This window comes from Psychrobacter sp. Ps3, from assembly GCF_022129275.1.
In the GTDB taxonomy this organism is placed as follows: Bacteria; Pseudomonadota; Gammaproteobacteria; order Pseudomonadales; family Moraxellaceae; genus Psychrobacter; species Psychrobacter submarinus.
On sequence record NZ_JADQAL010000012.1, the window covers coordinates 39,821 to 60,687 of the forward strand.

Below are 20,867 nucleotides of genomic sequence, written 5' to 3' on the forward strand. Positions count from 1 at the left end.
CTCAGAAAAACCGGCTCCCAATAACAACAATACTTATATATATTAATAGTTAATTATTATAGAGAACGCTGAAATCTGTGGATAACTTTTTAAAACAGTGACAAAAGTAACTGTAATAATAACGACTAGAACGACGCAGATAACTAGCAAAGTCTCTTTTGTTAACGTCTTTAACGACACTAAAAGAGCGCTTTGAGCTCTATTGGAATCTATCAACAGCGTAACGATCAAAAGCGCTAGGAAAACAATGCATTAGTTCGTTGACCTGAATTTGTGACAATGGTATAATCCTGCATTATTTTGAATTTAGTCCATTATTTTGATAGGTGAGTTATGAAACGTACATTCCAACCCAGCGTGATCAAGCGTAAACGTACTCACGGTTTCCGTGCACGTATGGCCACGAAAAAAGGCCGTCAAGTATTGGCACGTCGCCGCGCTAAAGGACGTCATCGTCTTACTGTGTAATTGGCAGATAATCTCAGCAGATAACTATAACTGAGAGATAGCCATCTATTAAAAGCGCCTATATTGGCGCTTTTTTTGTCTCTATATTTCGTATCTAATTTATACTTAAGACCCTCATCAAACGCTGCGGTAGTTGCTCATTTCATAACTATCGTAGAGCTCTCATTTTAGGCCTTACTATGTCCAACCCTATTTTAGCTACCGAGACCTTCTGCTTTACTAAAGAGCAGCGCCTACTCACTCCAGCGGCTTTTCGTGAGGTGTTCGATGCTCCTGAGCGTAAACTCCATCAAAGTCATCTTATGGCTTTTGTACGCAGCAACACTCTTGAGCAGCCTCGGGTTGGGATGGCGATTACTAAGCGTAAAGTACCTACTGCGGTGAGTCGTAATCTACTCAAACGTTTAATTCGAGAAAGTTTTCGTAAGCAAGCGGATAATCTAGAAAACAAAGATATCGTTTTTTTTGTTAAAAAATCTATAAAAGGATTAGAAAATAAAGAGTTGATAAAAGAGATAAATAATATATTTAAAAAAATCGAAAAAAAATAAAATGATTTATTTAAAGATTTTAGTTAATAGGGCTTTTTATTTTATTTTATTAAATTTTATTAATATCTATCAAAAGATAATAAGTCCGATGCTACCAGCACGCTGCCGCTATTACCCTACTTGTTCGAATTATGGCAAGCAGGCGCTCGCTTGGCATGGCGTTTGGAAAGGAGGTTGGCTGTTACTAAAACGCCTTGGCCGCTGTCAGCCTTGGGGTGGGCATGGCGTTGACTTTGTTCCTATTCCCTTAGCTAGCTATCACTACAAGCCTCTATGTTCAGCTTTGACAGGAACAGATGAGAAAAATGAGTTAAATGACGCTAATAGTCGTCGACTAACTAGTAGCGTCTATCGCGATAACAGTAGCTATGTCGCACGGCTAAACTACCTTATGCGCTAAAAAAGTCTTAGATATGGATAACTTTTCATCTCAATAACTTGTTATAGTTATCCACAGCTTATCCCAGAGATACTCATATCTCGATAGTTATCCACAATCTATCCAAGTTACTCCCAGTTATGCTCAGTTATCCCCAGCCTATCCACACTCTTGGTATCATTTAGGCTTAATTTTTAGTAAAATAATGCACATTTTATGTTAATGATTGCTAACACTGCTATTGCTAGCATCACGATTCACGATTTAGTGAGTAATCGTGATGCGTGCTTTAATTTTAGTTCCCTAATATTTAATCTAGGACAGGTTTATGCAAAAGATATTACGGGTAATGATCATCATTGCGATGCTAATTACCGCTTATCTGCTGATTTTGGCATGGCGAGATGATTATGCTGATGCGCCAGCTGTAGAAACGACGCCGAACGCGGCGACTACAGTAGGAGGTGATATCCCCTCTACCACTGGCGCTGCAGGTGACATTCCGGCACAGACGATACCGGTTGACAATGGTCTTGCGACCACTACTCCGGCGCAAGACACCAATCTTATCTCTGTGACCACCGATCGTTATGATCTCAAGATCAATCCTGAAGGCGGCGACATTGTTTATGCTGCACTAAAGCAATACGATGCGACGCTCGATAGCGATGAGCCTTTTGTGTTACTAGAGAATAATAGTAATCGTGTCTATGTTGCTCAGTCAGGCTTAATCGGTCCAAACGGTATCGATACTGCTGATGGCCGAGCCAGTTATCGTTCTGCAGCTGATAGCTATACGATGAAAGAGGGGCAACAGACCTTATCAGTACCGTTAACTTATCAACAAGATGGCGTCACGGTAACGAAAACGTATACTTTCACTCATGGCAAATATCCCATCGATGTTAGCTATCAGATTCAAAACAGATCAGAGCAGCCGTGGCAAGGGCAGATGTTTGCTCAGCTCAAACGTGATGATAGCAAAGATCCTGGAATGTCTGATAAAGGCGCGCTGAGTATGGCGACTTATCTAGGCGGTGCTTGGGGTACGCCGGATGATCCGTACAATAAGCTTAAGTTCAACAAGTTTAGTAATGATGAGCTCAATGTTGCTAGTGATGAGGGCTGGGTTGGTATCGTCCAGCATTACTTTGTATCGGCTTGGACACCGGACAACTTCACCGGTCAATTCTTCAGCCGCGAGACAGGTAACGACTATTTCATCGGTTTTAATAGTCAGCCTGTCAATATTGCTGCAAATAAGCAGCTAACTTTAGACGCCACTTTATATGCCGGTCCGAAAGTACAGTCTGAGCTCAAAGAGGTTGCTGTCGGTCTGAATCAAACTGTCGATTATGGTTTATTGTGGCCGATATCGAAGATACTTTTTGCTATTCTTGATGGTATTCATAAAGTATTAGGCAACTGGGGTTGGTCTATTATTGTACTGACTATCTTAGTGAAGATATCGCTGATGTGGTTCTCTAATAAGAGCTACTATTCAATGGCGAAGATGCGCTCGTTGGCACCGCGCTTAGCGGCTCTAAAAGAAGAGCATGGCGACGATCGGATGAAGATGTCGCAAGAGATGATGAGTATTTATAAGGAAGAGAAAGTCAATCCGATGGCGGGTTGCCTGCCGATTTTGATGCAGATGCCTATCTTCTTAGCGCTATATTGGGTACTGGTTGAGAGTGTTGAGCTGCGTCACGCGCCGTGGATTTTATGGATTCAAGATTTATCTGCAATGGATCCTTGGTTCATCTTACCGTTATTAATGGGCGTCTCGATGTACATCCAGCAGCAGTTAAATCCGCAGCCTGCTGATCCAATGCAAGCTAAGGTGATGAAGTTTTTACCCATTATCTTTACCGCCTTTATGTTGTTCTTCCCAGCGGGTCTAGTACTGTACTGGACAGTGAACAACTTGTTTAGTATGACGCAGCAATATATCGTCAATAAGAAAGTGGAAGAAGAACAAAAACGTCGTACCGTTAAGGTGCTAAGTTAATTAAGTTCTGATGATGTAGTCATCTAAAACCATCGCTTAGGCGGTGGTTTTTTTATAGCTGAGTTTATTATGATTGTTTACTAAGCAAAGCGAGAGTATCGAGACGGCCTATTTCAACTTTACTTTGTCAGTATTAGATAAGGCGTCTATAATAGAGGTTTTGGTTATTGAGAGTGGTTGTAAATGCTATGCAAATGCCAGTAAAAGCTCAATCAGGGTTGACTACGATTGCGGCTATCGCTACGCCATTAGGGCGCGGCGGTGTCGGTATTATTCGTCTATCTGGAGTAAAAGCTTATGACATCGCTTGTCAATTAACCGGTAAAAGTAGTTTTACACCGCGTCTAGCGAGTTTTTGCCGCTTTTATCAGGCTGACGGTACTATCATCGATGAAGGCTTGGTCTTATATTTTAAAGCTCCGCACTCATTTACGGGCGAAGATGTCATTGAGCTTCAAGGCCATGGCGGGGTAATACTACAGAACTTGCTATTAGCTCGAGTGTTTGAGCTAGGCGCTAAGCAGGCGACGGCAGGAGAATTCTCTTACCGCGCTTTTGATAATGATAAGCTAGATTTGGTGCAAGCCGAAGCCATCGCTGACGCTATCGATGCTACTAGTGCTGCCGCTGCAAGCAGCGCTATTCGCTCATTGAGTGGTGAGTTTTCAGATAAAATCAATCAGCTATTAGAGCAGCTTATTCACCTGCGTCTACACGTCGAGGCGGCGATAGACTTTCCTGATGAAGAGGACGTTGATTTCTTATCTGACGGGATAATCCAAGACAAGCTTGAACAAACCCAAGCTCAAATACAGCAAGTACTAGCGACCGCTAAGCAAGGCCAAATGCTGCGAGATGGTATTCACGTAGTGTTAGCGGGCAGACCTAATGCCGGTAAATCAAGCCTGCTCAATCGCCTTGCTGGTCAAGAGCGCGCTATCGTCACCGAAGTCGCAGGCACTACGCGTGACACGCTAAGTGAGACTGTAGTACTTAATGGCTTAACCTTGCATTTGACTGATACTGCTGGTCTACGTGACACTGAAGATACGGTCGAGCGTATCGGTATTGAGCGTGCCCGTACGGCTATCATGCAAGCTGATATTTTGCTACTGGTCTATGATGTGACTCGTGATATTGAAGGCGAGAGCACGCCATTACAACTTGCAGAGCAACTGTTCGGCGAGTTACCAGAAGCTAAGCGTCTGTTGATTATTGCTAATAAAAGCGACTTATTAGCGACGTCTAGCAGCGATAGTCTATTAACAGATGCACAAATTAAGATGCAGGATAAAGGCTATGAGCAGATCGATGTTTCATGTGAAACAGGTGCGGGTATCGAAGACTTAGTAGACGCGTTATGTGCTAAAGTGGGCTTTCACCCACCTGAGAATAGTCTTATCGCCCGTACTCGGCATCTAGACGCTTTAAGACGTACTGCTAGCTATTTATCAGAAGCTCATGAGCAACTAATAGTATTTAAGGCAGGAGAGTTAGTGGCTGAGAGCCTACGACAAGCACAAGGCAGCTTAGGTGAGATCACCGGTGAGTTTAGCGCCGATGATCTTTTGGGTAAGATATTCGGCAGCTTTTGTATTGGTAAATAAATCCGCATGGGCAGATAAGTTAACGTAACAACCATACCAGTAGCACACCATTATAATCATACTCTTTTGCGTGAAGTCGCTGTAGCTTTCAAGCAAATATAATGGCTAGAATTGGAGAGGATAAATTATGCATTGCCCTTATTGTAACGCTTCAGAGACCAAGGTGATGGACTCACGCTTAGCTGCAGAAGGGGCGCAGGTGCGTCGCCGTAGGCTCTGTAGTAGCTGTCAAGAGCGGTTTACTACCTTTGAGATGGTAGAAGTGGTGATGCCGCGTATTATCAAATCTAGTGGCAAAATAGAGCCCTATGACAATGAAAAACTACGTCGCTCTATTTTATTGCCGCTGCAGAAGCGTCCGATTACCACTGATGAGCAAGAGGCGATGATTAGCCGTATCGAAAAGCGCGTCAGACAGATGGGTGAGCGTGAAATCAGTAGTAAAGTGTTGGGTGAGATTATCATGAGTGAGCTAAAAGTCTTAGACGACGTCGCTTATGTGCGTTTCGCTAGTGTCTATCGTGATTTTCAAGACATCGATGCTTTTCAGCAAGAACTGGCTAATATACGTCCTGCTGATAAAAACGATTAGTTAGCTGCTATTCTGTGACTGGCTTTACTATCAGCTTCATGTGCTTTATTTACGTGAAACACTTTTATAGGTTTAACAGCGTCATTATTTATTAACAAACTTATCAACAAGCTTGCCAATACCTTTACCCACTCCAATCACACTAAGCTTTTATTATGTCTATATCCGATCATGCGCAGCATGCCCAAGATAACTACTTTATGATGTTGGCTATTGAACAGGCTAAACAAGGACTGTACACCACTAGGCCTAACCCTGCAGTAGGCTGCGTTATAGTGCAGTCAGGGGAGATTGTTGGACAAGGCTTTCACCCAAAAGCTGGCGAGCCGCATGCCGAAGTATTCGCCTTAAGAGCAGCAGGATCGCAGGCAAAAGCAGCAACTGCTTACGTCACTTTAGAGCCTTGTAGTCATACCGGGCGTACGCCGCCTTGTGCGCTTGCGTTGATAAATGCCGGACTCAAGCGTGTCGTCATCGCCGGTCTCGATCCCAATCCTCAAGTGGCGGGACGCGGAGTAGCACTGTTAGAGCAGGCAGGCATAGAGGTCACTATAGGCATATTAGAGGAGCAAGCAGAGCAGCTAAACCTTGGATTCTTAAAAGCGATGCGCACGCAACTGCCTTATGTCCGGCTAAAAATAGCGACGAGCTTAGATGGCCGTACTGCGATGGCAGATGGAGAGTCGAAATGGATAACGGGTGCTGCTGCTCGCGAAGACGTGCAAAGGCTTAGAGCGCGAAGCGGCGCCATCATTACCGGTAGTCAAACTATCATCGCCGATAACCCAAAGCTCAATGTGCGCTCATCGCAGTTAGGAGTTGATATCGGGCAAGTTCCTCAGCCTTTAGTTGTCGTGCTCGATAGGCGTCAGCGCTTAATATATGCTGCTGACTCCGCTTATGAGTTATGTCAGGAGCAACAAACGCTATATTGGCGCGAGGATGATCTACTGAGTCTGCTTAAGCATTTAGTTAGCGAATATCAGTGCTACGAAGTGTTAGTAGAAGCGGGGGCTAGTGTGGCTGGTAGTTTTCTTAATCAGCGATTGGTCGATGAGTTAGTTGTTTATCAAGCTCCTTGTGTCTTAGGGTCGCAAGCACGAGCTATGGTTGAAGTGAACCCATTGTCCTTGGCGCAGCAGCTACGCTTTCAATATACTGAGTCTAAATTAGTTGGCAGCGACTTAAAGCTGACTTTACAACCTTTATAGCAGCCCCTTAATAAGATGGGGATAAATACTACCAGCCTCACTGTTTCACATGAAACTGATGTAAAGTGTGGATAACTTATACTAGTTTGTTTCATATGAAACATTGTTTATTAAAAAATGATCATTATTTTGAAAAAATACTAGCTAAATCAATTGGTTGACTATAACTAAAAACGGTTAGAAGTAAATCGAAAAACAGCGCCTTTATTGTGGATAACTTCTTAAATATGCTTAGTTTCACGTGAAAATAGCTATAACCTTATTAAGTTATCCACAGCTTAGCCTTGTTATCCCCAGCATTGAAAATGATATTATTTGCTCAATTAAGGATAACTAAGTCAGTTCTATTTAGGGCGTGTTGAACATTCACAAATGCGCACTGCTGATCGCTAAAATAGTTCTAGTCTAAGTGAAAATTGCAGGTAATGCTTATTGCATTGGCTAGATTTTCGCAACGACTAGGGCGATTTTAGCATCAGCCTGCAGGGACAGGACTATTTTTTGCCGCTTTATTGATAAAAATAGACGCTTAGAATGACTAAACTTACCATTTTTATCTGCAAATCGCCTAAAAAAATAGTCTCTGTCAGTGCCATGGTTGAATATTCAACACGCCCTAATACCATAATCTTATAGAGAAAGAGGGTCATATGTTTACAGGAATTATCGAAAGTATTGGTCATGTCAAATCTATGCAACCTGTAGGTGGTGACATTCGCCTGACTATAGAGTCTGATGACTTAGACTTCAGTGATGTGAAATTAGGCGATTCTATAGCTTCGAACGGCATTTGTCTGACAGTAGTCGCTATGGGCAGTAATTATTATTCGGTAGATGTTTCACGTGAAACTATCGCTCGTACAGCATTAGAGTCCCTAAAATCCGGTCATATTGTCAATCTAGAAAAGGCTATGCTGCCGACAACACGGTTCGGTGGTCATATTGTCGCAGGGCACGTGGATGGTGTTGGCGTCATTAATAAAGTAGAAAAGGACGCGCGCTCCATCTACATTGAGATCGAGATTCCAAAGGAGCTGGCGCATTATACGGCAACCAAAGGCTCAATTACAGTAGATGGTATTAGCTTAACCACTAATTTAGTCCGCGATAATATCGTCAGTTTAAACATCATTCCGCATACCGCACAAGTGACAAATATTGGCAAACATTGGCTGTTAGGGAATAAAGTAAACATCGAGGTCGATATCGTGGCACGCTATCTAGAGCGCTTAATAAACAAAGACAACCGCTCAGCGAATACTATCTCTAACCCGCAAACGGATATCACTGAGGCTTTTTTGGCAGATAATGGCTTTATGAAATAAATCGTTGCAGTACGTCTTGGAGTTTGTCTCTTTGCACCGGCTTAGTCAAAAACTCGTTCATGCCTACTTGTTGGCAGTTCACTCTATCCTCGGCGCTGTCATTAGCAGTTAAGGCGATAATAGCAATATCATCGCCTGCATCTCTGATAGCTTGCGTCGCTTCTAATCCATCCATCACCGGCATACGGCAGTCCATCAAAATAAGCGCAACCTCTTGACGATGCGTCTTTAATAAAGCGAGTGCCTGCTCACCGTTTTCTGCAACCACACTGCGATAGTTGAGCTTAGATAAAAGCTTGCAAGTGACTTTTTGATTGATTGGATTGTCTTCTACGACTAGTATCAGCGGGGTAGTAGCCTTCGTTTCAGCAAGTGTTTGTTTAACCATTTCAGCGTTAGCTTGTTGGTCTTTAGTTGCTAAATTTTCGCTGGCAGAATTTGTTTTCTCTGTTTGTAATCCTGTTGGCGCTGGCTCTGATATTTGCGGCGCTGCTGACTGAGACTGAGACTGAGACTGAGACAAGCGTATCAGCTCAGAGAGCATTAAGGTAATATTGATAGGTTTGTCTAAGAAGCCATCAAACTTTTCTAGCAACGCTGCAGGTATGCCGCGCTCGGGCTTCCTACTTAGCAGAATCTTTGTTGCAGTGCTATTATTAATGATTGCATCTAGGGCATTGCTAGCATCAGACGATGCTTCAGATAAGGCATCAGGCAGTGTATCATCAGGGTCAGTGTCTGAGCGATCGTCGCCAGGTATATCCTCGATTGTCTTTGAAGAGGAGCTTCGCGTAGCATTATATTCTTCATAAAACTCATAATCTAACAAGAGTATAGGCATCAAGCTTGGCTCACTGGGCGTAAGCTCCTGCTCTAGATGAGCTAGCGTTGCTGCATTTAATTCGTTATAAACACTGATAGTCATCGACAAATAATCGCCGATACGCTGCAAGTAAGTCTCGCGTAGCGCTTGATCGACAACTGCGATTAGATGAATGCTAAGCAAGCTATGATGAAAATGATAGACCGGCTGATAAATAGGCGTATGACAAGGGATATACAGATCAAAAGTACTGCCGCATGCCGCTGCGCTCTCAACATCAATGAAACCACCAAGCAGCTGCGCAAAGCTTTTTGAGATAGCCAAACCTAGCCCGGTACCGCCAAACGTTTTTGTGATCTGGGGATTGGCTTGATTAAAATAGGCGAATAATTGCTGCTGCTCCGTCGCTGTCATGCCGATGCCCGTATCTTTAACCCTAAAACGAATCCACCTACAATCGCTATCCTGAGTACTAACGCGACTACTAACACGAGTACTATCTTGAGTATGAGGCAAAGCGTTAGACGTAGACGTTTTAGACGCGGAGTCTGGCGCGCTGATAGCAGCGTTTGCGGTGCTGAGCTTATTCAACGGGGCTGGGTCAAGCTCAGCCACTTCTTGCGTCGTTACCGCTTCTACAATGAGCGCCACATAACCACTATCGGTAAACTTAACGGCATTGTCCATAAGGTTCAATAGTATCTGGCATAGGCGCTGGCCATCGGTCGTGATATAGCGAGGACAATGAGGCTCAAAATAGTACAACATATCGATATCTCGACGACGGCTGTTGCCTATCATCAGATCGTTAACCTGCTGTCCAAGCTTAAAGATATCAGTAGATTCGTTAAGGATATCTACTTTTCCGGCCTCTATCTTGGCCATATCGAGCATATCATTCAGCATAGTCAGCATAGAGTGACTAGACTGAGTGAGAATGGCTAAAGTCTCGCGCTGCGCGGTGGTCAAACTGTCCTTGTCTACCAAGTCTAATGTACTGATAATAGCGTTTAGCGGTGTACGTAGCTCATGGCCGATGACAGATCTAAGCTCAGTAGATGATTTGGCTTGACTCTCAAGGGTGTGATTTTTTAGACGTAGATCTTCGCATTTCTTGACAAAGGAATTAACATTATTCAGCAGCGCCGTAAATCCGCGAACTTGACCATGCGCGCCGAACCAAGGAGAGAGATGCAGCTGATAAGGCTGGTTGTTCTCTAGACCATAAACCAGTAGTGTACGCGTGACGCGCTCAGCGCTAAGATCTAATAATAGTTGCTGCGTGGCTTTGTCACTACCTGTCAAAAAGTCGCTTAAACTATAACTGACTTCACTTTGAAAAACGGTAGCAAAAACCTGCTCAAAACGTGGGTTAAAAAAACTGATTTGTCCTTGCCGGGTGATCGTCAGCATAGGTAGCGGCGCGCCATCCACCAAACGCTCCAAGCGGTGTCTTAGGGTGTTGATGCGCCGATGGTCAAGATGCAACTGATACTTAATACGGCTAAGCGCATGCCCTAAGCGTAAAAATTCAGAGGTAGTCTTCTCTAATGGAAAAGGTGCTGGGGTATAGGCTTCCTTAGCATCCTCACTTAGAGTGTCAGTATAAAGTAGCAGCTGCTGCCAGTTCGCTTGACGGCGAAGCATATAAAGTAGCGCTATTATAAAAAGTACAAGAGCGGCTATCAACGGTAGCCAATAGCGGTAAGATGTCCAGTTGATATCCGGTATATGATGGCGCAAAACAAGGTAGAGCTGATACCCTCCTTTAAGGCTAATATCCGCTCTGAGCGTTTGGTTGTCTAGTTGATACAAGTTTTTTGCATTGGAGGTGGTCGCTGGAAAACTAACAGCAACAAGCGCAGTCTCATTTGGGCGCGTGTGATTATAGATATATGTCTGACCTGAGGGCAGCATAAAAATCAGCTGATAACTGATGTCTTGGAAATAAGGCTTTTTTAGTATGTTTTCGACATCGTCATTGGTTATCGCTGCATGTTCAGTCACGTCATACTGCAAATTATTAAAAATATCCAGACTACGTCTCTCGCTATGATGCCTAAGCTCCATATAAAGCGCTGCATAATACGAAGACAATAGGATCACTAAGGTCAAAGTATAAAAGAGCAGTAGGCGTTTTAGAGACTGAAAATTTTGCATAAGATTATAATCCTATGCTTGCAAAGAAAGGCAAGCGGATACAGTGATCACTAGAGTCTGAGAGTTAGAGCGGGCTACAAATTTGCAGCATGTTTTTTGCGTTAAAACCTTAGGGTTATTATTTGCTATGCTAAGACCACTATTATAATAGCAAGAAATTTGTAGATAACCTCATCTTAATCATCAGCATGACGCTCAAGGTGCTTAGTCCCTTGCTAACAGACATGGCACAAGCCCTCAAACTCACTTATAATATGACAAACTATAATATCATGTTTACCAGTAGCCGATAGTTAGGGCTTAGTACTGGCAAAAGCTATAAGAATTATAAGGAAAAGAATGACTGCTACTGACGATACATTGATGAATGACGCTGATATTGATACTGATACTGGTTTACCACTCTCTACAGCTAAAAGACGTGTGGTGTTTGCTGGCACCCCTGAATTTGCAGCGACTAGCCTACAGGCGCTTATTGCACAGCAAGAGTCGCTAGGTATAGAGATTGTTGCGGTCTATACTCAGCCCGATCGCAAAGCAGGACGCGGTCAAAAACTCAGTACTTCGGCAGTCAAGCAAGTGGCTATAGATAACGATATCGTAGTTGAGCAGCCTGCTACTTTCAAGAAGTCTAGCGCCGAGGGCATGGCCGCTCGGCAAACCCTGCGTACCTACCAGCCTGATGTAGTGATTGTCGCCGCTTATGGACTTATTTTACCGATTGGTGTGTTAAAGACGCCGGCTTTAGGCTGCTTAAATATTCATGCGTCATTGCTGCCACGATGGCGCGGGGCTGCGCCCATTCATCGCGCGCTACTCGCTGGGGATGAAGAGACAGGCATTACCATTATGCAGATGGACCAGGGACTTGATACCGGTGATATGCTCTATAAAGTGAGCACTGAGATTACTGAAGACGATAGCGCGGCAAGCTTACACGACAAGCTGGCAGACTTAGGCGCTCAGGCGATCATCACCGTCATGCAAGACTTAGAGAGTTATCAGGCCAAAGCCATCAAGCAAAATGATGCCGAGGCCAATTATGCCGAAAAATTAGTCAAGTCAGAAGGTGAGATTGATTGGGCGCAGTCGGCGGCGACTATTGAGCGGCAGATACGCGGGTTAAATCCTTGGCCAGGTACTTATACCTTTTTGCAGGATCAGCGAGTCAAGATTCTAGCCAGTTTGCCTGTCAATGAGACGCAGCCTACAGATAAACCTGCTGGTACTGTCATTAGTGTCGGCCGCAAGGCTATCTTAGTCGCTTGTGGAAAACAGGATGGTCAAACACAAGCAGGGACTCTAGCGATTACTCAGCTACAGTTTGCCGGTAGCAAGCCTGTCAGCGCCGAGCAAGTCTGCCATGGCAATCAATTAGACGATGGTGATCGATTCACCGCCAATCCTGATCAGTGATAACAGCTGAACAGTAATAACAGCTAGTCAATAACAAAGATCGGCAAACTCTAGCCAAACATGACGCTACTAATCAAACGTCAAGGAAATAAAACTTAATGAGACAACCGTCAACAGCGTCTAACCCCAATAGTAAAACTCCCAAACCTTCAAGTAATCTAAAAATGGTCGGCAGCGTGCGCGTACGTGTCATTCGTACTTTGCTTGCCATCCAAAATGGTCAGTCACTCTCAAGCGTACTCGACCCTCTACTGAACAGCTTGCACGAAGGCGATAAAGGCTTTGCCCATGCACTACTATTGACCACTTTGCGCCAGTGGTTTGCGCTTGAGCGTCTGCTCGATAGCCTAGCGGATAATCCTATCGATGAGATAGAGGTGCGTACGACTATCCTAGTGGGGCTGACGCAGCTGCTGTATCTAGAAGTCGCTGATCATGCCGCTATCCATGAAACGGTTGAATCGGTCAAGGAGATTGAGTTTGCGCACGCAAGCGGCCTGACCAATGCTATCTTGCGCAAAGTCGCTAAGAACCCGAGCAAGTTCCGTAAAAAATGTAATAAAAAACACAGCCTGCCAAACTGGCTCGCCTATCAGCTTAAGCAAGATTGGTCTGAGCATTACGATGAGCTGATGCGAGGTCTACGCCAGCCTGCGCCGATGTTCTTGCGAGTAAATACGGTTGATGCTTCAGTAAGTGACTACCAAAAAACGCTACAGCAAGCCAATATCAGCGCTGAATGGGTTGAGGTTAAAACAGGTCTGTCACTATCACAAGCTACTGATAATAAGGATAGAGTAAACACAGTCATTGATCATCAAGCGCTGCGCTTAGAGCAGAGCAGAGCAGTCAGCGGTTTACCTAGTTTTGCTGAAGGCGGCTTGAGTATTCAAGATCTATACGCTCAGCTAGCCGCGCCTATTATCCAGCAAGCGCTTGTGCATAAAGAAGCTACTGAGGCGAGTGTAGGCGAGGACAGGGCGGTGTCTAAGCTTACGCTATTAGATGCTTGCGCCGCTCCCGGTGGTAAGCTGGCCCACTGGCTTGAGCTATTAAATAGTGAAGATAGGTCAGCATTGTTTCATGTGAAACAAGATAAGGCTGACGATGCTAATATCAAGCTAGTCGCTATTGATAATGAAGCACCGCGTATAGAGCGCATTCACGATAACTTGCAGCGCTTAAATCTTGAGCAAGCCAATAATAGTATTGATCTAGATATTGTCTGCGCGGATGCGACGCGTTGGCAATTGGCTGAAAAGGGTTCTGATAAGTTAGCAGTGTTTGACGCTATTCTTTTAGACGCGCCGTGCACTGCGACTGGGGTTATCCGTCGCCATCCTGATATCAGTATTTTGCGTAGTGAAGAAGATATTGAACAAACTGCTGCCTTGCAGGCAGATATTTTACATAATCTGTGGCCACAGCTCAAAGTCGATGGTTATTTGCTTTATGTGACTTGCTCTATATTGAAGCAAGAAAACACGCTACAAATGCAGGATTTTTTAAGCAAAAATAACGATGCGACAGCTATCGAGTTTACCGATGACAGCAATTGGGGCATTGAGCAGGACATCGGCCGTCAGTGCTTGCCGATAGATAGCACAGGCGGGGATGGCTTTTATTATGCGTTGTTGCAAAAAATAGCTAAATAAACGTGCTTTAAATTACAGATGGATAATCGTGATTTGCGTCAGCCTACAAAAGCCATTAGCGAATTAGTAGTTTAATTAATAAATTAAAGACAGGATAAGACATGAAATATATCAGTACCCGTGGTCAGACTGAGCCGATGGATTTTAGTGATGTACTCCTTATGGGGCTTGCACCTGACGGCGGTTTGATGCTGCCTGAGCATTATCCAACAGTTGCCAGCGATGTGTTAGAAGAGTGGCGTCATCTTAGCTATACCGATCTAGCACTAGCGATTATGCAGCGCTTTGCCACCGATATTCCTCATGCTGATCTCAAAGATATTATCGATCGCACTTATACTGAAGAAGTGTTTGGCGATAGCGATATCGTGCCGGTGCGTAAGCTTGAGGATAACTTATATATTTTAGGCTTATCAAACGGTCCGACTTTGGCGTTTAAAGATGTCGCGATGCAGTTCTTGGGTAATGCCTTTGAGTACGTGCTTAAACGTCAGGACGCGCGTATTACTATTATCGGTGCGACCAGCGGCGATACGGGTAGTGCAGCCGAATACGCGTTACGCGGCAAAGATAATATCGAGGTCTTTATGCTATCGCCGCATGGCAAAATGAGCGAGTTTCAGCGCGCGCAGATGTATAGCTTAACTGACGACAATATCCACAATATCGCCATCAAAGGTATGTTTGATGATTGCCAGGATATCGTCAAAGCGCTGCAACAAGACGCTGAGTTTAAGGCAAAATATAACCTAGGGACGGTCAACTCGATCAACTGGGGACGGATACTCGCGCAGATTGTTTATTACTTTAAAGCATATTTCGCAGTGACGGATAGCAATGAAAAGACCGTTAGCTTTAGTGTGCCCTCAGGTAACTTTGGTAATATTTGTGCCGGCCACATTGCGCGTGAGATGGGACTACCGATTGAGCGGCTCATCGTTGCGACCAATGAGAATGATGTGCTCAACGACTTCTTTAATCAAGGTGCTTATCAGCCGCGCACCACGGACAAAACTTATGTAACCTCAAGTCCGTCGATGGATATCTCTAAAGCTTCCAACTTTGAGCGTTTTGTTTATCTATTATTAGAAAAAGATAGCGCGCGTGTTCATGAGCTGTTTGAAGGGGTGAAATCAGGGCAAGGTTTTGATTTGTCTGAGGTGATGGAACAGGTCAATAACCGTTATGGCTTCGCGGCAGGCAAGTCCACTCATGCCGATCGTCTGCACACGATCAAAGAAGTATATGAGCAATACGGAGAGCTGGTCGATCCGCATACCGCTGACGGTATTAAAGTCGCTAAAGAATTGCAGAAACAGGGGGAAGTGATTATCTGCGCTGAGACAGCATTGCCTGTGAAATTCGCTGAGACCATTATTGAAGCAGTTGGGCCGATAGAGATTGCTCGTCCTAAGCATACTGAAGGTTTAGAGGACTTAGAGCAGCATGTAACGGTGTTAGATAATAAAGCTGAACTAGTCGCTGAACAAATTCGCCAGCATGTTACGGCAAACGGCTAGTTGATTAGTTTCACGTGAAACTAGGCAACAAGGTTTTAGCCATAAAAGTTATGTTTTTGTAAGTTTGTGTCGCGTATTGTGCTATGGTGCATATCATTGTAAACTAAATTGTCGTAAAAGTTGGCAGTAAGCCTCTGAGATATCTTTAAGAAGGCTTGACTACAGTTGAATAAAGTTATGCCTGTGATTTAATTATACCTTGTGGATATCGCATGAATACCAATCTAAAAACGATAACAAAAATGCTCGTTGCTACTATGTTTAGTAGCGCTTTACTGATGACTACGGCTCACGCTAATAATCCTGCGCCTGCCATCAAGGCAGATGCTCCCAACCGCTATATCGTCAAAAAAGGCGATACATTATGGGACATCTCCGGACGCTACTTGGAGAGCCCATGGCGCTGGAAAGAGATTTGGGCGACCAATAAGCAAATCAAAAACCCAAACCTTATCTATCCTGACGACATTCTTATTTTATGTATCATTCAAGGCAAGACCTTAGTCGGTATTGATACCGGTGAGGGCTGCGCTGGTATTGAAAAGCAATTGATGGGTAAGGTGGAGCAAGAAGTCGTTGTGACCTCAGTCGCCAATAGTATCCCTGCGATTCCTTTGAGCTCTATTCAGCACTGGTTAGATCGCTATACCATCGTGCGACCAGAGGATTTTAATAGTACTCCTTATATTTTAGCTTCCAAAAACCGCAATTTGATTACCGCGAGCGGCGATAAAGTCTATGCCAAAGGCGTACCGCTTATCGTAGGTCAGCGCTATGGTATCTACCGTGAAGGCGAACGCTATGTCGAACCTAAAACCCAAAAGGTCATCGGTTTAGAGACCATGCAAGTAGCAAGCGGCATAGTGACTAGTGTCGCTGAAAACGGTATCAGTAGTCTGCAGTTGTCCGAATCTTATGGTAAAGAAGTGCGTGAAGGTGACAGAGTATTCGTTGAGCTAGATAACTCTATTCCGCCAGTGTTTTATCCAGCGCCCGCGCAAGTGAGCCGCGGCGGTATGATTGTACGAGTGATGGACTCTATCAGCTCAGCGGCGCGCGGCAGTGTCGTGGCTATTAACTTAGGTACGGCCCAAGGCGCTAAGCCTGGCGATGTATTGACCGTCTATCAAAAAGGCCCACTGGTACGTGATACCTTAGATAATGATAATGCTGTACGCCTGCCTAGTGAAGAGAGCGGCATGGTGATGGTGTTCAATAGCTTTGATGACATCAGTTATGCTTATGTACTGAGCTCAGAGCTGCCACTGAACGTCGGTGATCAATTACTACCACCGCCTTACTTATAAAGGCAAATTAGCTAGTTTATGAGCCGAAGGTCAGTAGTTAAATTCAGTTTCTTATTTGCACAAGCACTTCTCTTGTATGAGCTAGACGACTATGACGCCACCGCCTTCATCTCATTTAGATTCTAATCAGTGTGCAATATTAGCGCTGTGGTATGAGGTGAATGCCTCCTTATCCGCCTATCATAAGCTACTTAGTGCTTTTGGCGGTGCTCAGCAAGCTTGGGAAGCTGGCTTTGAGGCTTGGCAAGCATTAGGGATACATGCCGCTCATTTAGCACGTCATAAAAATAAAGAGCAGACATCCGCTAGTATCGACAGGATTGAGCAAGCGCTTACCGCTGGACAGTATCAGCTAATTTTTGCCGATCAAAGCGAGTTTCCAGCCCAGCTACTACAGATTTACGATCCGCCGCCGCTACTGTTCTGCCGAGGTAATATCAACCGCTTGCAGCAAGCACAAATCGCTATAGTAGGAAGCCGAAAGCCAACCGCTCATGCCCAAAAAACCACATTTGATATTGCTCAGTATCTAGCGCAAACCGGCTATGTCGTCACTAGCGGTTTGGCTATGGGAGTAGATAAACAAGCACACTTAGGAGCGCTTGCGCAAACCGATAGCGACTATCAAGGGCGTACGGTAGGCGTGATGGGTACAGGAATTGAGGTCTTCTATCCTAATCATCACGACAAGCTATTTAGTCAAATTATCGAGCAAGGCGGTTGTATCATCAGCGAGCTATTGCCGCATACTCAGCCCCATAAGCACACTTTTCCGCGTCGCAATCGGTTAGTTGCTGGCCTAAGTCTAGCGACGATAGTGACCGAAGCTACTATCAAGAGTGGCTCGCTAATCACTGCCAGACTCACCTCCGAACAAGGCAAGCAAGTCTTTGCGCTGCCAAGCCACATCGATAATAAGAATGCTGAAGGCTGTCATCATCTGATTCGCGAAGGCGCGACGCTGATTTATCATCCCGATCAGGTAATAAGCGATGTAAACGTCCAGCTTGATTTTTCAACCAATCAATCATCACTTACTGCACCCTCTAAACCATCGACATCGCGCCGTTCATCGCCGCAATCAGCGGCTGATAAGACATCGTCAGCTCATAGCATGCCAGCCCATACCTCTTCACCAATCAAAGTGCCTGAGCACCTGTCATCCATTTATGGGCTGCTCGACTGGCATGGGCAGGATTTAGATGCTTTGTTGATAGCTTCGAAGCTGACAGCGCCTCAGCTTATTAGTCAGCTCATGGAGCTAGAGCTACTTGGCGCTATCGACGTCCAAGGTGGCCGCTATTTACGGTTATAAGATGTGTTTTTGACCTTCTTTTGACGTTGCTAACTTCTTAATCGTTATTAATACACGCACACTTTTATTTAGAGCGTTTAGTTTATGTCTTCCTCTGCACCCTTTGTTACTGATTCAGTCGTACAAGCTGCCCATTGGCTAAACCAAGGCCAGCTATTAGCCTATCCGACCGAAAGTGTCTGGGGAATCGGCTGCGATCCATTCGATAAAAGCGCTGTGCAGCAGCTATTAACCATCAAGCAGCGCCCTCAAGACAAAGGCATGATCGTCGTCACCGACAGTATTGAGCGCATTGCGCCGCTACTTGCCCCTCTCAGCCCTAAGCAGCGACAGACGGTACTTGCCAGTTGGCAGCCTAGTGCCGATGTCCTTGTGCAGCAAGCGCATACTTGGTTATTGCCCATCCCAGACTCACTTACCACTCCCATACCGGAGTGGATAACAGGTGCACATGATAGCATCGCCGTACGCGTCATCACTCACCCCTTAGTACAAAATCTTTGTGCGCAGCTGGTAACAGCAAATAATCCCTATGGATTTCTTGTCTCTACGAGCTGTAATCCGTCAGGACAGATGCCGGCGTTGACGCTTGCTGAAGCTCAAAGCTATTTTTTAAGTGAGAGTAGCCAGTTGCTCAAGCAAGTGGGCTATCTACGCGGTGCGACTTTAGGCTATCAGTTACCCAGTCAAATCGGCGACGCGCGTAGCGGCCAGATTATCCGCTAAATCTTTCTTTTTATAGTTACCAAATAAGCTGAGTTGTTAATTATAGTCTACAAAGATAACGTTTTATCTACTAATTTCTGTCTTGACAGAAATAAAAGAAAAGCGCAGTATGGCTTATAAGCTGTTTATTTCTCGATAATAAAAGCTATGAGTTACATATTTTAAGGCACTACAAGTATCAATGATAAGCATCAATAAAAAATAATATAAATAAGTGTGGGCCAATATGAAGCTTAATCCTGTCACCGAAAAATTCGTCTTACACTGGGGTGAGATGGGCCCTAAATGGGGCGTGAACCGCACTATGTCGCAGATACATGCGCTGCTATATATCATCGGTAAACCACTGAATGCCGAAGAGATCACTGAGACGCTAGGCGTGGCGCGCTCTAATGTCTCAAATAGTATCAAAGAGCTACAGAATTGGGGCCTAATCCAAAAAGTCTCTATCTTGGGCGACCGGCGAGATCACTTCACGACCAACACCGATGTTTGGGAGCTGGCACGTATCATCGTCGTTGAGCGCCAAAAGCGCGAGCTAGAACCTACCGTACAGTTTTTACAAGATTTGATGGATAGTCCTGAGTTTGAGTATGAAAACAGCGAAGTTAGAACGCGGATAAGTGACACGCAAGACTTTGTAAACACATTAACCACTTGGTCGTCCGAGATGCTTAAACTCCCAACGAGTATGCTCAAAAAGGTGCTCAAACTCGGCGCTAGTATTAAAAAGTTTTTGAGTTAATGATGACTCAGAACAATACAAGCAATAAGTCCACAACAAGGATAGAGATATGAATATTTTAATCAGCGGTGGCTCAGGGTTCTTGGGTAGTGCGTTTAGCAAAGAGATTATAAGTCGCTATGAGAATAAAAAAGAGCAGATAAAGATCACGTGGCTGACGCGTGATAAATCTCAGCAGCACCCTGCTGACGTCAACATGATGACTTATGATGAGCTTGCAACGAGTGATAAAAGCTTCGATGTGATTATAAATTTAGCAGGGGCGGGGATTGCCGATTCGCGCTGGAGCGATGAGCGTAAAGAGCAACTGATGGCAAGCCGAGTAAAACCAACAGAGTCGCTGCTTGAGTTCATTGCTCGCAGTCGTGTGAAACCTAAGCTTATGCTAAGTGGTTCGGCTATCGGCTGGTATGGTACCCAAGGCGATACCCCATTGACTGAGCGTAGCGATTACGAGATAGATTTTTCGCACAAGTTATGTGATGAGTGGGAGAAGCTTGCGCTCAAAGCGACGGATTACGGCGTGCCTGTTGCCATCGTACGCACTGGGGTGGTGATGCATCCTGAGGGCGGGATGATTGGTAAATTGTTATTACCTTTTACGTTCGGCGTAGGTGGTCAGCTGGCCGATGGCAAGCAAATTATGAGCTGGATCAGCCGTGAGGACTGGGTCGGGGCGGCGATTTTTATTATTCAAAAGCATCTGGCTGAGACGAGCGAAAAGCAAGTTACGCCCAATAATGAGCTGAAGACGACTAACGATACTCCAGCAGTGGTTTATAACTTAACAGCGCCCAATCCGGTGACCAATCACGAATTTACCAAAGCTATGGGCGCTTGGCTACATCGTCCCACTATTTTTACTTTGCCAGAATTTTTACTCAAATTGATGTTCGGTGAGATGTCGACTTTACTTATTGATGGGCAAAAGGTGCTACCAGAAGCTTTATTAGAAGCAGGCTACGAGTTTAAGTACACTGACATTCAGCAAGCCTTAGAAGAGCAAAGCACCTGATATTTGCATACTTGTTTCATGTGAAACAGCCGTACCAGATG

General features: G+C 44.7%; 17 protein-coding genes. 16 read left to right on the top strand and 1 reads right to left on the bottom strand.

Annotated features, from left to right (window positions below; all coding sequences use genetic code 11):
• Positions 1 to 333 precede the first annotated feature (333 nt).
• From rpmH to I3248_RS05680, 8 genes are all read left to right on the top strand, one after another.
• Entirely contained in the window at positions 334 to 468 is a 135-nt protein-coding gene (gene rpmH / locus I3248_RS05645; RefSeq protein WP_007394757.1) for a 50S ribosomal protein L34, read from the top strand.
• Positions 469 to 647: 179 nt separating this feature from the next.
• Positions 648 to 1,019 (top strand): ribonuclease P protein component, encoded by a 372-nt coding sequence (rnpA, locus tag I3248_RS05650; RefSeq protein WP_238062884.1) that lies wholly within the window; start codon positions 648 to 650, stop codon positions 1,017 to 1,019.
• Position 1,020: 1 nt separating this feature from the next.
• Positions 1,021 to 1,419 (top strand): membrane protein insertion efficiency factor YidD, encoded by a 399-nt coding sequence (gene yidD / locus I3248_RS05655; RefSeq protein ID WP_269117147.1) that lies wholly within the window; start codon positions 1,021 to 1,023, stop codon positions 1,417 to 1,419.
• Positions 1,420 to 1,726: 307 nt separating this feature from the next.
• The gene (yidC, locus tag I3248_RS05660; protein WP_025645316.1) at positions 1,727 to 3,409 is read left to right on the top strand and encodes a membrane protein insertase YidC; all 1,683 of its coding nucleotides are present in this window, start codon (positions 1,727 to 1,729) and stop codon (positions 3,407 to 3,409) included.
• 194 nt (positions 3,410 to 3,603) lie between these two features.
• Positions 3,604 to 5,016, top strand: a complete 1,413-nt coding sequence (gene mnmE / locus I3248_RS05665; protein WP_238062886.1) for a tRNA uridine-5-carboxymethylaminomethyl(34) synthesis GTPase MnmE — start codon at positions 3,604 to 3,606, stop codon at positions 5,014 to 5,016.
• A 127-nt stretch (positions 5,017 to 5,143) separates the two neighbouring features.
• Positions 5,144 to 5,608 (top strand): transcriptional regulator NrdR, encoded by a 465-nt coding sequence (gene nrdR / locus I3248_RS05670; RefSeq protein WP_025645312.1) that lies wholly within the window; start codon positions 5,144 to 5,146, stop codon positions 5,606 to 5,608.
• A 155-nt stretch (positions 5,609 to 5,763) separates the two neighbouring features.
• Positions 5,764 to 6,819 carry a bifunctional diaminohydroxyphosphoribosylaminopyrimidine deaminase/5-amino-6-(5-phosphoribosylamino)uracil reductase RibD gene (gene ribD / locus I3248_RS05675; RefSeq protein WP_238062887.1) on the top strand — a complete coding sequence of 352 codons (1,056 nt, stop codon included), beginning with the start codon at positions 5,764 to 5,766 and terminating at the stop codon, positions 6,817 to 6,819.
• Positions 6,820 to 7,469: 650 nt separating this feature from the next.
• Positions 7,470 to 8,144, top strand: coding sequence for a riboflavin synthase (locus tag I3248_RS05680; protein ID WP_238062888.1), 675 nt, complete (start codon positions 7,470 to 7,472; stop codon positions 8,142 to 8,144).
• Here I3248_RS05680 and I3248_RS05685 read toward each other — a convergent pair.
• Positions 8,134 to 11,127 carry a response regulator gene (locus I3248_RS05685; protein WP_238062889.1) on the bottom strand — a complete coding sequence of 998 codons (2,994 nt, stop codon included), beginning with the start codon at positions 11,125 to 11,127 and terminating at the stop codon, positions 8,134 to 8,136. The two genes, I3248_RS05680 and I3248_RS05685, sit on opposite strands and share 11 nt — an antisense overlap.
• Positions 11,128 to 11,490: 363 nt before the next feature.
• On the opposite strand from I3248_RS05685, the gene fmt reads away from it, so the two are divergent.
• The 8 genes from fmt (at position 11,491) to I3248_RS05725 (ending at position 20,826) form a co-directional block, all read left to right on the top strand.
• Complete coding sequence (gene fmt / locus I3248_RS05690; RefSeq protein ID WP_238062907.1) at positions 11,491 to 12,543, top strand: methionyl-tRNA formyltransferase; 1,053 nt, start codon at positions 11,491 to 11,493, stop codon at positions 12,541 to 12,543.
• A 98-nt stretch (positions 12,544 to 12,641) separates the two neighbouring features.
• A complete protein-coding gene (locus tag I3248_RS05695; protein WP_238062890.1) occupies positions 12,642 to 14,198 on the top strand; it encodes a transcription antitermination factor NusB in 1,557 nt (518 codons plus the stop codon).
• A gap of 101 nt (positions 14,199 to 14,299) precedes the next feature.
• A complete protein-coding gene (gene thrC / locus I3248_RS05700; RefSeq protein WP_238062891.1) occupies positions 14,300 to 15,718 on the top strand; it encodes a threonine synthase in 1,419 nt (472 codons plus the stop codon).
• A gap of 212 nt (positions 15,719 to 15,930) precedes the next feature.
• Positions 15,931 to 17,025 (top strand): LysM peptidoglycan-binding domain-containing protein, encoded by a 1,095-nt coding sequence (locus tag I3248_RS05705; RefSeq protein ID WP_238062892.1) that lies wholly within the window; start codon positions 15,931 to 15,933, stop codon positions 17,023 to 17,025.
• Positions 17,026 to 17,116: 91 nt separating this feature from the next.
• Positions 17,117 to 18,340, top strand: coding sequence for a DNA-processing protein DprA (gene dprA / locus I3248_RS05710; protein ID WP_238062893.1), 1,224 nt, complete (start codon positions 17,117 to 17,119; stop codon positions 18,338 to 18,340).
• Positions 18,341 to 18,424: 84 nt separating this feature from the next.
• On the top strand, positions 18,425 to 19,066 hold the full coding sequence (locus tag I3248_RS05715) for a Sua5/YciO/YrdC/YwlC family protein (RefSeq protein WP_238062894.1): 642 nt from the start codon (positions 18,425 to 18,427) through the stop codon (positions 19,064 to 19,066).
• Positions 19,067 to 19,292: 226 nt separating this feature from the next.
• Positions 19,293 to 19,811: a MarR family transcriptional regulator gene (locus I3248_RS05720; RefSeq protein ID WP_025645295.1), complete on the top strand. Its 519-nt coding sequence runs from the start codon at positions 19,293 to 19,295 to the stop codon at positions 19,809 to 19,811.
• A 49-nt stretch (positions 19,812 to 19,860) separates the two neighbouring features.
• On the top strand, positions 19,861 to 20,826 hold the full coding sequence (locus tag I3248_RS05725) for a DUF1731 domain-containing protein (protein WP_238062895.1): 966 nt from the start codon (positions 19,861 to 19,863) through the stop codon (positions 20,824 to 20,826).
• Positions 20,827 to 20,867 lie beyond the last annotated feature (41 nt).

Coding starts and splice junctions, on each gene's coding strand:
- I3248_RS05720 (WP_025645295.1), top strand. CDS start 19,293: ATGAAGCTTAATCCTGTCACCGAAAAATTCGTCTTACACTGGGGTGAG.
- ribD (WP_238062887.1), top strand. CDS start 5,764: ATGTCTATATCCGATCATGCGCAGCATGCCCAAGATAACTACTTTATG.
- mnmE (WP_238062886.1), top strand. CDS start 3,604: ATGCCAGTAAAAGCTCAATCAGGGTTGACTACGATTGCGGCTATCGCT.
- rnpA (WP_238062884.1), top strand. CDS start 648: ATGTCCAACCCTATTTTAGCTACCGAGACCTTCTGCTTTACTAAAGAG.
- I3248_RS05685 (WP_238062889.1), bottom strand. CDS start 11,127: ATGCAAAATTTTCAGTCTCTAAAACGCCTACTGCTCTTTTATACTTTG.
- I3248_RS05680 (WP_238062888.1), top strand. CDS start 7,470: ATGTTTACAGGAATTATCGAAAGTATTGGTCATGTCAAATCTATGCAA.
- thrC (WP_238062891.1), top strand. CDS start 14,300: ATGAAATATATCAGTACCCGTGGTCAGACTGAGCCGATGGATTTTAGT.
- I3248_RS05715 (WP_238062894.1), top strand. CDS start 18,425: ATGTCTTCCTCTGCACCCTTTGTTACTGATTCAGTCGTACAAGCTGCC.
- I3248_RS05705 (WP_238062892.1), top strand. CDS start 15,931: ATGAATACCAATCTAAAAACGATAACAAAAATGCTCGTTGCTACTATG.
- I3248_RS05695 (WP_238062890.1), top strand. CDS start 12,642: ATGAGACAACCGTCAACAGCGTCTAACCCCAATAGTAAAACTCCCAAA.
- I3248_RS05725 (WP_238062895.1), top strand. CDS start 19,861: ATGAATATTTTAATCAGCGGTGGCTCAGGGTTCTTGGGTAGTGCGTTT.
- dprA (WP_238062893.1), top strand. CDS start 17,117: ATGACGCCACCGCCTTCATCTCATTTAGATTCTAATCAGTGTGCAATA.
- nrdR (WP_025645312.1), top strand. CDS start 5,144: ATGCATTGCCCTTATTGTAACGCTTCAGAGACCAAGGTGATGGACTCA.
- fmt (WP_238062907.1), top strand. CDS start 11,491: ATGAATGACGCTGATATTGATACTGATACTGGTTTACCACTCTCTACA.
- rpmH (WP_007394757.1), top strand. CDS start 334: ATGAAACGTACATTCCAACCCAGCGTGATCAAGCGTAAACGTACTCAC.
- yidC (WP_025645316.1), top strand. CDS start 1,727: ATGCAAAAGATATTACGGGTAATGATCATCATTGCGATGCTAATTACC.
- yidD (WP_269117147.1), top strand. CDS start 1,021: ATGATTTATTTAAAGATTTTAGTTAATAGGGCTTTTTATTTTATTTTA.